Here is a 12407-nt window from a genome sequence, read left to right as displayed (position 1 = left end):
AAAAAGCTGTAGTAATAATGGCGTAGGCTGAAATTCTTATAAGCGTACCCAGACCAGTAACTTGGAGAACAATTGGAGAACCTTATTCCCTGCCATTTGAGCCACACGAAACACACAGCATATGAAGAACTCCTGGTTATTTCTCCGGTTAGTATTTTTATTCAGCATTCTTTTCGGATTTGCCTTCTCCTCAACAGCACAGGGATTTCTGAAAACATCCGGTACTCGGATCATTGATGACCGCGGGAAGAATGTACTGCTGCGCGGTATCGGTCTCGGTGGCTGGATGCTGCAGGAAGGTTATATGATTCGTATCAATGAAAATGGACAACAACACAAGATCCGTGAGCGTATCCAAAAACTGGTAGGTGAAGAAAAGACCAATACCTTTTATGAAACCTGGCTCAGTAATCATACTACAAGGAAAGACATTGAAGCGATGAAAGCCTGGGGGTTCAACAGTGTTCGACTTCCCATGCATTATGATCTTTACACCCTGCCCGTGGATAAGGAACCTGTTGCCGGAAAGAATACCTGGCTGACCAAAGGGTTTGAAATGACGGACAGCCTGCTGCAATGGTGTAAAGACAATCAGCTCTGGCTCATCCTCGACCTGCATGCAGCCCCCGGCGGGCAGGGCAACGATCTCAATATCTCAGACCGCGATGATACCAAACCTTCACTCTGGGACCTGAAAGCGAACCGGGACAAGACCATCGCCCTCTGGAAAGAACTGGCAAAGCGTTATGTGAACGAACCAACCATCGCCGCATACGATGTTATCAACGAACCAAACTGGGGATTCGATGATCCTAAAAATGATAAAAATGGATTACAGGAAAAAGGGAATGGTCCGCTAAAAGAATTACTGGTGGATATCACAAAAGCGATCCGCGAAGTAGACACCAATCATATCATCATTATCGAAGGCAATGGCTGGGGAAATAATTACAATGGTATTTTGCCTCCCTGGGACAAAAACATGGTGCTGAGCTTTCACAAATACTGGAACTACAACAATGATGAGGCCATCGGGCATATCCTGCAGACAAGAGATCAATACCAGGTGCCTGTATGGTTAGGTGAAACGGGGGAGAATTCCAATGTTTGGTTCACCGAAGCCATTCGCCTGCTGGAACAACACAATATTGGCTGGGCCTGGTGGCCATTGAAGAAGATCGGTATCAACAATCCGCTGGAGATCCCTTCCAGTGAGGGATACCAGCAAATACTGGATTTCTGGAATGGAAAAAGTAAACAACAACCCAAAGCTGAAACTGCCTGGAGGGCTTTACAGGAACTTGCGGCAGCTACTCATTTCAGTAATAATATCATTCATAAAGATGTAGTGGATGCGATGATCAGGCAGCCACATTCCAATGCCACCATTCCTTTCGGAGCTAATATCATCAATGGCCATGCGAAAATCCTGGCGGCCGATTATGATCTTGGCGCCAATGGTTATGCCTATTTCGATATGGATACTGCTAACTACAGGGTGTCTACCGGACAGAACAGTGCTGGTAACCGGGGATATACTTACCGGAATGATGGCGTAGATATCGGGCAAGGGAATAACAATGTATTTATCAGTAATACGGAAAAAGGAGAATGGCTGCAGTATACACTGCAGGTGGAGAAGGCCGGTAATTATGCAATCCACTTGCTGGCAGGGGCAGATAAGAAAGGCGCCAAAGCTTCGCTGTTGCTGAATGGCAAGATCGTGGCAAAGTCTTTTCAGGTTCCAATAACGGGTAAAGCAGGGGAGTGGGTGGAAGTGCATGGCGGCAATATTTACCTGTCTGAGGGAAAGCAGCAATTGCGTCTTTACGTTGAGGAGGGCGGTTTCCGCCTCAGCAATATCAATTTCAGCAGGAACTAGCGGCAGTTTTTAATAGCGTATAGTTCATTTTTGGTGAAGGGCGCACACTTTCCAGGTGCGCCCTTGTTCATGTGTAATTAGGGGCGTAATTTCACTAACATCATTAAACTAATGATCATGAAGAATACGCTACTATTATGCGCTGCTGTGCTGGCATGCAGTTGCCTTTCTGTATCTGCCCAGCAGATCAGGGTGATCTATACCGGTAATGCTGCTGAAAAATTCAGTGGAAATGTTTTTCTCTATCTCTCAAAAGAAAATAAAGAGCCGAAGTCCGGGTATGTTGGCCTGACTGCTTTTCCATTGTACCGGATCAGCGTAAAAGATGTAAAGCCCGGACAAGCGGTGGTGTTCAATGATGCAGCGGTAAGTTATCCTGTAAAATTATCAGACCTGGAACGTGGTGAATATTATGCGCAGGCAGTGTGGGATAGGAATACAGGCGATCACCTTGTGGCAGAAACCATCGGTAACAATTACAGTAAGCCATCCAAATTCAACTTCACTAAAAAGACAGATGCTTTTTTCTCACTTGTCTGCACTGAAGTGGTGAAAGAAAAAGATTTTGTTGAAACAGATTATTCCAAAGAGCTGAAAGTGGAATCAAAACTATTGTCAGATTTTCACAAGAAGCCGGTAAGCCTCAAAGTAGCTGTGATGCTGCCAGCAGCTTACCTCAAAGAGCCCGGGAGAAAATTTCCGGTGCTGTATTACGTTTCAGGGTTTGGAGGAGACTACAGGCGAATGTCCGGATACAAAAATCCTGAGAGTTTTATGGATACTGTTCCATTTATCAGGGTGGTGCTGGATGGCAATTGCCCAACCGGTCATTCAGTATATGCCAACAGCGCCAACAATGGTCCCTGGGGCGATGCGATGGTGAAAGAGCTGATCCCCGCGGTGGAAACAAATTTTCGTTGTGATGGTGGCAGGGTCTTGATGGGGCACAGTAGTGGCGGCTGGACGGTACTCTGGCTGCAAACTCAGTATCCATCTGTGTTTGCGGGCACATGGTCAAGTGCTCCCGATCCCGTGGATTTCAGGAATTTTACTGGTGTGGATATTTACAATGATAAGAATTTATATTATGAAAAAGATTCTTCACTGCGTTGGGTAGCTACAGTAGCTGGTCGTTTTCCCTGGATCAGTATGAAGCAGATGGTCCGGATGGAGCATGTGATGAACCGGGGCGAACAGATGCAATCTTTCAATGCTGTGTTCAGTCAGCGGAATGCAGATGGAAGTCCCCGACCGCTTGTGAACGCTTCAACAGGTGAGATTGATCCGGTGACGGTGGACCACTGGAAGCAATATGATATTTGCCGGTTCCTGAAAAGTAACTGGAGTAAAGTGAAGGCTGATCTGCAGGGAAAGGTGAGGATCTCCACAGGCGAGCAGGACAATTTCATGTTGAACCAGGCCGTGCATTTAATGGAAAAAGAAACCGGGGATCTTGATACTGGTTTTGAATACGGGTATTATCCCGGTGATCATTTCACTGTTTTCACTAAAGAATATCAATCGGCTGGTGTAAAGTTTTTGTTGGACCATTATGCGGCTTTCAGGAATAAATGATCTGCTCAGCGGCGAGCACAATGAAATCGCGGCCTGTGATCACTTTCTTTTCATATCCAAGCGGCGGGTTAATTATCAAAAATTATTGAAGGTCAGTTGGCGTTTATTACTTCCGTCTGTATTCATGATCCAGAAAACTCCATTTTGTTTATTCGATTCGGAAACCTGGTACTGGAACTGGCTGTACAGGATCTCTCCCCCGGGTGAAACGGCAAAATCCATTACATAGTTATCAACGATCGGAACAGTGTTGCCTGAGCGCATGAGTTTGCTGCCGCTGATAAAATAGATATGTCCATCGTGATATTGCGGGTTACGGCGTTGTTCGTTATTGTTAGTTTCCACGGCCACTTCTTTCTTCATGTCCTGTCCATTCTGGTCACTCGACCATATTTCCCTGTTGGCGGTGAGATAATAGAATCTTTTATCGGAGCCAAATGAGATATCATAAAATTCGCCGGTCCTGATCGGGGCTTTGCCGTTACCATCCAGCGACACTTTATACAGGGTGCTTTGAGTACTGGCGCCCACCGGCGATGTCCGGAAATAGACTGAGTCGCTGCTGGCATTGAAAAATGAAAAAGGCGACATGGCGTTGTCCTGCACTACCATGCTTCTTGCTGCTGTATCGAAGCTAACACCATCGAAAGGGATCATGTAGATCCTGGACCCTTCCTGGTAAAGGATTTTTTTCCCATCAGGGCTCCAGCTCGCATTCCGGAAAACCCGATCCATTATTTTCGTTAATCCTGTATGGTCCTGATTCATACTGTAGAATCCTGCTGAATCATTTTTAAACCTGTACATGGGGCCGTGGCAGGGAGATATTTCTATACCGGAGATAGGAACATAATTGAATACGAAGATCTGACCATCGGGATGCCAGGCTGGAAATGAGTATGCTTGTGGAGCGATGTAAGGCGTTTCAGCGCAGCCATTGCCTTCACCATCTTTGTTATTCTTGCTACAGGATAAGAATAATGTAAAGGCCATCAGTAGCATGGGTGCTCGCATACAGTACAGTTTTTTCGGGTGTGCTATTTTCTGTTCTGCTTCTCTGACAATTCAATTGCACAAACCGTTGCTGCTGAACTATGATAATTTTCTCAGGAAATAAAGCCGGTAACTGAGCTCTTCCTCCGCATATACTTCAAATCCTGCGCGTTGGTACCAGGGTACATTTTCAGGTGTGCTGGTTTCTAGGTATACAGGTCTTTGCATCGATTTACTTTTCTGCAGCAGTTCCTGCAACAGTTGTTTTCCGATACCCTTGCGCTGGAAATCGCTGTCTACACCGATGAACCAGAGATAGAACATATTACCGGAAGGATGATGCTTTTTGATAAGCCGTTCTCTGGATAAAACTTTGGCTGTGCGGCTCAGACCAAATACACTGACAGCCAGTTTGAGGTCCCACCAGATACTTTGCCAGGTCATCCGCTTACGGTCCGGATAGAGTACCAGTGCGCAGGCCCTTCGGCAATCGGAGAGGTATACATCGCCAAATGCAAAACTTACATCGAAGGAATAGGCCATCAGTTTCCGGATGCGTTCCATCTTCTTTTCATTCTGTGGTATCACATAGTTCACACTTCGGTTATTGCTGAACGATGCTGCCAGGATCTCCGTCACTACCTGCCTGTCGCTTTTCGCTGCCTTGATCATTACCCGGTTATTGAGGTGAGCAATTGTTCTACAGGTTATGAAGATATTGATTAGTTACCTGAAGAATACATTGCATCAGCTCTTATGCCGATTAGCTAACAAAAGTCAAGTTTTATGGAAATATGTACAGGTGATCACTGGCTGAGAATAAAAACTGTACCGGCCGGGTCCATGATCCAGTGTGTGTTTGAAGGGATCTCTTCCAACTCATCGCAGGTATGTGTGCCATTTGCGGCCAGGTGTGCGGTGGCGGCTTCCACATCATTTGTTTTCAGCTCCATCCAGGTTTCGGAATGCGTGTAATTGTCCACACAATCCAGCCACACGATATTCGGTCCGAACTTCACTTCATGTGTTCGGGATACGGTGGGATTGGTGATCGGTTTTTCTGTTACCTCAAGTCCGAGTGTATCCCTGTAAAATGCAACAGTAGCTTCATATTTCTGTTTAGGGATTTTTATGGCAATGTTCATGCCTCCGTTGAAAACTGGTTTCATATAAGAATCTTTTATTGATGTTGTTGTTCTGAACCTGATCCGCTGCTGAGCCAAACCCCAAGCAATACAAGGGCTCCGCCTGCGTACTGCAAGGTACTGAACGATTCATTGAGGAAGATCAGCGCAATAACCGAGCCGATCACAGGATCGAGATTCAGGAAATTCCCTGCCTGCGCGGCTGTGAGGGTTTGAAGGGATTGATTGTACAGCATATAACTGATAGCAGAACTCATGATACCCAGGTAAAGAACTGCCATCCAGCCATTGGTAGAGATAACAGGTAAGGGTTTGCCCCATCCTTCAAAAAGCGTGAAAGGAACCAGCATAAGGGTGCCTGTTAGTGTTATAAAGAACGTAAGCGGTACAGGGTGGAATTGGGTGAGGCTTCGCGATAATAACGTATAGGCAGCCCAGCAACAAACGGAACCGGCCATGAGGAAATTTCCAAGCAGGCTGTTGTTCTGATCATGCTGACCGATGAAGCCAACCATCAATACCCCTGCAACAGAGATCAGGATGCCTGCAATAACCTTGCCTGTGATCTTTTCCTTCAGATAAACAGCGGCTGGCATAACTATCACCAATGGCATGATTCCCTGGATCAGCGACCCCATGGCTGCGCCGGTATAGGTAAGTGAAATATTGAAGAAAGAATAGAAAAGTGTAACGCCTGTAAGTCCCAGCAAAATGATCTTTTCTTTTGGTAATGGCCCGGGATCCTGCCTGGCAGCCTTTTTCCTTACTGCCAGATAAAAAGGCAATAATGCCAGAGTTGCTACTGCATTCCTCATTAAAGCCATGAAGAGGGGAGGTAATTCAGATACTCCAACTTTTGAAACAGTGAAGGCGCTGCCCCAGATCAATACTACCACCAGGATACTGATCAGCGCGATGGTTTTTTTATTATTGCGCATGAAACAGTAAAATACTGAAAAAAATTACGAACTCCTGTTGCTTTTTTGATAGTGAACCAGCAGTTGAATATGCAGCGATTACATTTTATGTGACGCGATCATCCCATTGCGGAGGTCCATCAGTTGCTGACTGATACTGGTTTTATAAATATGCGGGTATTCGAATCTTTTATATTCAGCTGGCAGCAACGCCAGCCTTTCTTTTGAGTATTGTGCAATGGCGTTCAGCCCGGGAGATGGAGCGATTCGTTTTCCATTTTCCATTACCACTTTCAATAATGGTTCCTGCCTGAATCCGGCTACCTGCAAGGATTTTCCGGGTTCGAACGGATGATGGATCACAGGAACATGTTCTTCGCCCTGCAAAACGATGGCGTCTGCTCCGAAGAAATAACCCTGTTCGTCCATCATGCGGAGCACCTGTTTGTTACCTGGCAGCGTTGCTTTCTGCAGTGTTTCGGAGATCTTCATGCGTGGCTTGCCGTCTGATTCCGCCAGTTTGTATACGCCATCCAGTGCGCCATCGGGAGCACCTGTTACGAGGCTGGTGCCTACACCGAAAATATCGATGGGCGCCTGTTGTTCCAGCAGGCTTTTGATCACATGCTCATCCAGTTGGTTGCTGGCCACGATCTTCACATATTGCAATCCTGCTTCATCCAGCATGGTCCTTGCCTTGCGTGAAAGATAAGCGAGGTCTCCACTGTCCAGCCGCACAGCAACCAGCTTCTGTCCCTGCTTTTCCATTTCCCTGGCCACGATGATGGCATTGGGAATGCCGCTCTGCAATGTGTTGTAGGTGTCCACCAAAAAAACGCAGCCTTCGGGTCTGGCCCTGGCGAATGCACGGAAGGCTTCCAGTTCGGATTCATAGCCGGTAACGAATGCATGGGCCATGGTGCCGGAAGCAGGAATGTTATATAACTGTGCCGCATATACGTTGCTGGTACTTCCGAAGCCTCCTATCACGGCAGCTTTGCTGGCCAGTATACCTCCGGGGCCCTGTGCGCGGCGCAGTCCGAAATCACTGAGGATACGATCACCGGCCACATACCGCATGCGCGAAGCCTTGGTAGCGATCAGCGATTCGAAATTCAATATATTCAGCAACAAAGTTTCAACCAGCTGCGCCTCCAGCCAGGTCCCTTCCACTCTTACGATGGGACAATGCGGAAACACGATCTCTCCTTCGGGTACAGACCAGACCCTTCCCCTGAACCTGAAATCCACCAGGTGATCGATAAAACCGGAATTGAATTTCAGCAACCTGAGCTGTGCAATGTCTTCTTTTGTGAAATGCAATGTTTCCAGGATATCCAGCAGGTCAGTAAGCCCTGCAAAAACAACATACCCGCCTTTAGCGGGGATCTTCCTGAAAAAATAATCGAAGGAAACCGGCGACTGGTGCCGGTTCTCGAGAAAATTCACTTCCCCGATGCTAAGTTCATAGAGGTCCGTATAGCTGCCACTGATGGAGAATGAAAGCATGCTGTATGATTTGGTGGAACGAATGGAACGCTCAAATCTACGGACGGCCTGACTGATCATTTTCAAACCGGCCGGATTTTTCCAGCACGGCAATCCTGAATACCACGCCTTTGATCTCTTTATAATCGTCCGGCGGGAAAGGCCAGTAGGGGGAAAGATGGGTGGTAACGCTGCTGATGATGGGAAGTACCCGGTTGTTGAGGGTATCCAGTGCGTGCTTGCGCAATTGCGGATCATCCAGCTCTTCGAATTTTCCCTGGAGGATCACGCTTTTCCAATTGGCCATGTTCTGCATTTCGTCCACTTCGAAGCAAACGGAAGGATTCTTACGCATGATGGACAGTTTCATGCCTTCGTGCGTATGTCCGTATACGTAATGGCCATCATAGGCGTAACTGATAGGCACTACATAAGTGAGCCCATCTGCGTGGCAGCCGATCCGGCCAACGATCTGTTTGCTTAGGATCTCTTCGATATCCGCTGCACTTAATTTTCCCATCATAATATTTTCGATTTAGTATGTGAAAGCGGTAACGGGGACGGAGTTATGATTCTCTTCTTAAAGATAGTGGAAATTGTGATTTGTTTCAGGTAGAGGAGGCGCACCCGTTTTGCAGGGTGACCGCCTTCAGTGCCTGAACCATATCCTGCTATTTTCCGAGCAGGGTGTTTTCTATCGCGATAGCGCGTGGGAACAAAATTTCATTTTCCAATCGCATGTGCTGCACCAGGTCCTGGTCCAGTTCCTGTAATTTCAGAAAAGCCACACGATGGCTCACACAGGCATCATCGGGCGTACTGTAATTACCGGTGAGCCTTCGGAAATTGCCGAGCAGTTCTTCCGTTTGCTGGTGCTCTTCTTCCATGCGTGCAGCAATGGGCTTACGCAGTGTGCGTACCAGCAGTTCGGCATATGGTTCTTTTCCACTGAATGCCCTGTTGATCCTTTTGATATAAGGGAACAACACTTCCTCTTCCTGCTGCAGGTGCGATGGCATCTTCCTGTACAGTTGCATGAAATGCGTCTGCAGCTCATCCAGGTAAGGGAATTTCTTCCTGTGCCCGGCCACAAATTTGGTGAGATGATCATGGATCGAAGGCAATGCTTCTTTCATATAAGCATGATGCACATGCACCAGGTAATCTGTGAGGAAATCTATCGGCCAGTTGTTGAAATTCAGGGTGGGCGAAATAAGGATGCGGCGGGTAGCGGTTTCCAGGTCCTGTATCACCAGGTCTGTACTCACTCCCCTGGCTTCGCAGGCCACCTGCAGGGGCCATCTGCCACCACAGCAAAAATCGATATTGTATTTGAGCAATACGTCTGCCGTACGGTAATCCCCGTTTACGATCTCTGTAACCGGGGTTTGTTCATCTATCTTCAGGAACTGTTCTGTCATACAGCGGCAAATTAATCCGGCAGGAGAAGAAAAAAACTGATTAAAATCAGGTGTTGATCTATCATTTTTCAGGAAGGCGCTAAGGGATACTTGTAAATTTTGATATAATTTGTGTTGATGTTCAAAGAAAAGGCGCTTAATGTTCTGTTGTTTTGCTCCATACTAACGGTATGTACAGCTGTATTTCAGTTCATGTACCCCGAAATTGGTTTTCTCTACGGAGGCTTTGTGGCAGCCACTATGCTCACCGTGTTCCTGCAAAACGATAACCTCACCAAACTGTTCGGGATCATCAGCCTGGCGTTGATCCTGCTTTCCGCGTTCTATCCGCGGGAATCGGGCGGCACACAGTTGCTCTGGTTTCAGTTGTTGTTCCAGTGCATCATAGTGCTGCTTACGATGATCTCCGTGATCTATATCAAAAAGATCTATGGCTCCCTGGAGAACGACCAGCAACAGGTGAAAGCACTTTTCGATAATGCTACGGAAGGCATCATCCTCACCAATCAGAAAGGAGAGATCGTACTGGTGAATCCTGCGGCGTTGCAATTGTTCGGCTACGATAAAGATGAACTATTGGGCAAAGCCATTGAAGTGCTGATCCCCGGCCGGTTCCATCATGCGCATACTGGTTACCGTGAAGGGTTTTACAAAAAGCCGGGCAACCGCAGTATGGGCCATGGCCGCGATCTCTTCGCCAGAACCAGAACGGGTGATGAATTCCCGGTGGAAGTGAGCCTCAGCTTCTACAGACAGAAAAATGAATTCTTCGTGATCGCTTTCATTGTGGATATTACACAACGAAAAGAAGCGGAACAGCGCCTGCTGGAAAAAAGGGAACAACTGGAACAGGTAACCGAAGAGATCCGCACCCTCAATGCTGACCTGGAAAGTAAAGTGGAAGAAAGGACCATGATCCTGAAAGATGCCCTGCAGGAACTGGAAAATTCGCAAAAAAACCTCAGTGAAGCGCTGGATAAGGAAAAAGAGCTCAACGAGATCAAGTCGCGCTTTGTGAGCATGGCCAGTCATGAATTCCGAACGCCACTCAGTACTGTATTGTCTTCTGCGGCATTGATCGGCAAATACACGCAGACGGACGAGCAGGATAAGCGCGACCGCCACCTCAAGCGCATACGCGACTCCGTTAAACATCTCAATGATCTCCTGGAAGACTTCCTCTCGCTCGGCAGGTTGGAAGAAGGCAAAGTTTTCACTACCATCGGGCCGGTAGATCTGAAAGAATTCCTGGAAGATATCATGGAGGAAATGAAGACCCTGCTCAAACCCGGTCAGGAGATCAATATCAATTGCTCCGGCGATGATCTGATTGTTACAGATAAGAAATTACTCAGGAATATACTTATCAACCTGATCAGTAATGCCGCCAAATTCTCTCCGGAAGGCGCTCCGATACAGGTAATTGCTTCCAATGAAAATGACCTGTTGCACTTGTCCGTACAGGATAAAGGCATCGGTATTGCTGAAGAGGACCAGCATCATATGTTCACCAGCTTCTTTCGCGGCCGCAATGCCGTGAACATCCAGGGAACAGGGCTGGGGCTGCATATCGTGAAGCGGTATGTGGATCTGGTCCGGGGAAAGATCAGCCTGCAAAGTAAACTGGGAGCAGGCACTACGGTTACGGTTGAATTGCCGGATTTATCTGATCAACAATAATCTCGCAGCCGCCAGTCGCTCGCCTCTGGCGAGTGACTTTTATTTAGTCGCCTCCGGCGACGCGGTGTTCGCCGGAGGCGAACAAATACCGGTCACTCGCCAGAGGCGAGCGACTGGCGGCTTCGTAAGTAATTTAATGGCAGCCAGCAGCGGGAGAAAGTTCCGGACCCAGTACCGGACTGATGAATGGAATGCCGAGATTCATGCCGCGAAGTATGAGTATGATCCCCATGGCAGCAATGATAAGCGGGACTGCCCGTTTCAACTTCAATCTAAAGTCAATGCTGATATGTACCCCGAACCAGCTCATCAGGAACATGGCCGGGAAAGTGCCTAGACCGAAGAAAAGCATAAAGCCGGCACTTTGTATGGGTTCGGAAAGACCGATTGCGCCGATGATAGCGATATACACCATCCCGCAGGGAAGCAATCCATTCGCCATGCCGAGAAGCAGGAATGAAATGGTATTCGTTTTTTTCAATAATCTACCCATCAAAACCTGTAACGGTACATACCAGTTTTGCACCCATTTCGGGTATCCGTTCGATCTTCCTAAAAAATAATAGAGAGCCAGCCCTAACATGATGATGCCGGTAGCGATAGAAAACCATTGCTGGAAACCGGCGAGGTATAATCCTCTGCCTGCGAGGCCAAATAACAAGCCCAATACAGAATAGGTGATGATGCGACCCAGATGATAGAGCAGCATGGAAACCAATTGTCCTGTTTTCGATAAATGATGTACCGGAAGAGACATAGCCAGCGGGCCGCACATGCCAATGCAATGAGCGCTGCTCATCAGTCCTAACAAACCTGCTGCTGTGATCACCGGCCACATGATCATTGAATGTCTAAGGAAGTTTCAGAATAGTACTGCTGCTCAGCGGCGGTCCAGTTGAGTTTTACTGTATAGCTTCCGGGCAGAAGGAGCCCGCTGCTGATCTGCTGTTTGCCGGCTGCATTGACTGCCAGGGGAATTTTGATGTCTTTTTTTGCATCGGCGGCACAATAAAACCAGGCGGAACCTGTAATAACCTGACCTTTCATTTCATCGGGAAGCTGTATATCGATGGTTTCCCCGGATTTGACGACACTCGCTTTGGAAGCAAGACTGTTGGCCCGTTTGGTGCCATCGATCACCTCCTGGTATTTGAGTTCATCTTTATAATATTCTTTGGTTACGAGGTCGAAATTTGTCTGCGTGCTTTTGTACACCAGCAGGATGATCATGCCGGCAAAAGCGCTGATGAAGATGGTTAGTTTATGTCCCCAGTTGAGTGTCATGTTTTTTTATTTGATGATGATA

General features: G+C 47.3%; 12 protein-coding genes. 3 read left to right on the top strand and 9 right to left on the bottom strand.

The window, feature by feature from the left end; genetic code table 11:
- Nucleotides 1-121: 121 nt before the first annotated feature.
- Nucleotides 122-1882 carry a cellulase family glycosylhydrolase gene (locus D9Y29_RS06200; protein ID WP_127126116.1) on the top strand — a complete coding sequence of 587 codons (1761 nt, stop codon included), beginning with the start codon at nucleotides 122-124 and terminating at the stop codon, nucleotides 1880-1882.
- Between the two features lie 117 nt (nucleotides 1883-1999).
- Nucleotides 2000-3457, top strand: coding sequence for an alpha/beta hydrolase-fold protein (locus D9Y29_RS06195; RefSeq protein WP_241237860.1), 1458 nt, complete (start codon nucleotides 2000-2002; stop codon nucleotides 3455-3457).
- Between the two features lie 75 nt (nucleotides 3458-3532).
- On the opposite strand, the gene D9Y29_RS06190 is transcribed toward D9Y29_RS06195, so the two are convergent.
- The 7 genes from D9Y29_RS06190 to D9Y29_RS06160 all read right to left on the bottom strand — a co-directional run bounded on the left by D9Y29_RS06190 (nucleotide 3533) and on the right by D9Y29_RS06160 (nucleotide 9421).
- Nucleotides 3533-4471 carry a DUF5050 domain-containing protein gene (locus D9Y29_RS06190; RefSeq protein WP_127126112.1) on the bottom strand — a complete coding sequence of 313 codons (939 nt, stop codon included), beginning with the start codon at nucleotides 4469-4471 and terminating at the stop codon, nucleotides 3533-3535.
- 78 nt (nucleotides 4472-4549) lie between these two features.
- Nucleotides 4550-5122 (bottom strand): GNAT family N-acetyltransferase, encoded by a 573-nt coding sequence (locus D9Y29_RS06185; RefSeq protein ID WP_127126110.1) that lies wholly within the window; start codon nucleotides 5120-5122, stop codon nucleotides 4550-4552.
- Nucleotides 5123-5256: 134 nt separating this feature from the next.
- Nucleotides 5257-5619 carry a VOC family protein gene (locus D9Y29_RS06180; RefSeq protein WP_127126108.1) on the bottom strand — a complete coding sequence of 121 codons (363 nt, stop codon included), beginning with the start codon at nucleotides 5617-5619 and terminating at the stop codon, nucleotides 5257-5259.
- Nucleotides 5620-5630: 11 nt separating this feature from the next.
- Complete coding sequence (locus D9Y29_RS06175; protein ID WP_127126106.1) at nucleotides 5631-6533, bottom strand: DMT family transporter; 903 nt, start codon at nucleotides 6531-6533, stop codon at nucleotides 5631-5633.
- A gap of 78 nt (nucleotides 6534-6611) precedes the next feature.
- On the bottom strand, nucleotides 6612-8081 hold the full coding sequence (locus D9Y29_RS06170; protein WP_241237876.1) for a nicotinate phosphoribosyltransferase: 1470 nt from the start codon (nucleotides 8079-8081) through the stop codon (nucleotides 6612-6614).
- Nucleotides 8059-8523, bottom strand: coding sequence for a pyridoxamine 5'-phosphate oxidase family protein (locus D9Y29_RS06165; protein WP_127126104.1), 465 nt, complete (start codon nucleotides 8521-8523; stop codon nucleotides 8059-8061). The genes D9Y29_RS06170 and D9Y29_RS06165 overlap by 23 nt, the downstream gene beginning before the upstream one ends.
- 148 nt (nucleotides 8524-8671) lie before the next feature.
- A complete protein-coding gene (locus D9Y29_RS06160) occupies nucleotides 8672-9421 on the bottom strand; it encodes a DUF542 domain-containing protein (RefSeq protein ID WP_127126102.1) in 750 nt (249 codons plus the stop codon).
- Nucleotides 9422-9538: 117 nt separating this feature from the next.
- On the opposite strand from D9Y29_RS06160, the gene D9Y29_RS06155 reads away from it, so the two are divergent.
- A complete protein-coding gene (locus D9Y29_RS06155; RefSeq protein ID WP_241237859.1) occupies nucleotides 9539-11101 on the top strand; it encodes a sensor histidine kinase in 1563 nt (520 codons plus the stop codon).
- Between the two features lie 133 nt (nucleotides 11102-11234).
- Here D9Y29_RS06155 and D9Y29_RS06150 read toward each other — a convergent pair whose 3' ends face one another.
- Both D9Y29_RS06150 and D9Y29_RS06145 read right to left on the bottom strand, forming a co-directional pair.
- Nucleotides 11235-11945 (bottom strand): sulfite exporter TauE/SafE family protein, encoded by a 711-nt coding sequence (locus tag D9Y29_RS06150; RefSeq protein ID WP_127126100.1) that lies wholly within the window; start codon nucleotides 11943-11945, stop codon nucleotides 11235-11237.
- Nucleotides 11942-12385 (bottom strand): FixH family protein, encoded by a 444-nt coding sequence (locus D9Y29_RS06145; protein ID WP_127126098.1) that lies wholly within the window; start codon nucleotides 12383-12385, stop codon nucleotides 11942-11944. Before D9Y29_RS06145 ends, D9Y29_RS06150 begins: the two co-directional genes overlap by 4 nt.
- Nucleotides 12386-12407 lie beyond the last annotated feature (22 nt).

Source organism: Pseudoflavitalea rhizosphaerae (genome assembly GCF_003991355.1).
Lineage (GTDB): Bacteria > Bacteroidota > Bacteroidia > Chitinophagales > Chitinophagaceae > Pseudobacter > Pseudobacter rhizosphaerae.
Note: the sequence above shows the minus strand (reverse complement) of the source record. Positions and strands in the feature narration are given on the sequence as shown.

What these genes read in the sequence shown, in the direction of transcription:
- D9Y29_RS06200 (WP_127126116.1), top strand. Translation starts at nt 122, where the DNA reads ATGAAGAACTCCTGGTTATTTCTCCGGTTAGTATTTTTATTCAGCATT.
- D9Y29_RS06195 (WP_241237860.1), top strand. Translation starts at nt 2,000, where the DNA reads ATGAAGAATACGCTACTATTATGCGCTGCTGTGCTGGCATGCAGTTGC.
- D9Y29_RS06190 (WP_127126112.1), bottom strand. Translation starts at nt 4,471, where the DNA reads ATGCGAGCACCCATGCTACTGATGGCCTTTACATTATTCTTATCCTGT.
- D9Y29_RS06185 (WP_127126110.1), bottom strand. Translation starts at nt 5,122, where the DNA reads ATGATCAAGGCAGCGAAAAGCGACAGGCAGGTAGTGACGGAGATCCTG.
- D9Y29_RS06180 (WP_127126108.1), bottom strand. Translation starts at nt 5,619, where the DNA reads ATGAAACCAGTTTTCAACGGAGGCATGAACATTGCCATAAAAATCCCT.
- D9Y29_RS06175 (WP_127126106.1), bottom strand. Translation starts at nt 6,533, where the DNA reads ATGCGCAATAATAAAAAAACCATCGCGCTGATCAGTATCCTGGTGGTA.
- D9Y29_RS06170 (WP_241237876.1), bottom strand. Translation starts at nt 8,081, where the DNA reads ATGATCAGTCAGGCCGTCCGTAGATTTGAGCGTTCCATTCGTTCCACC.
- D9Y29_RS06165 (WP_127126104.1), bottom strand. Translation starts at nt 8,523, where the DNA reads ATGATGGGAAAATTAAGTGCAGCGGATATCGAAGAGATCCTAAGCAAA.
- D9Y29_RS06160 (WP_127126102.1), bottom strand. Translation starts at nt 9,421, where the DNA reads ATGACAGAACAGTTCCTGAAGATAGATGAACAAACCCCGGTTACAGAG.
- D9Y29_RS06155 (WP_241237859.1), top strand. Translation starts at nt 9,539, where the DNA reads ATGTTCAAAGAAAAGGCGCTTAATGTTCTGTTGTTTTGCTCCATACTA.
- D9Y29_RS06150 (WP_127126100.1), bottom strand. Translation starts at nt 11,945, where the DNA reads ATGATCATGTGGCCGGTGATCACAGCAGCAGGTTTGTTAGGACTGATG.
- D9Y29_RS06145 (WP_127126098.1), bottom strand. Translation starts at nt 12,385, where the DNA reads ATGACACTCAACTGGGGACATAAACTAACCATCTTCATCAGCGCTTTT.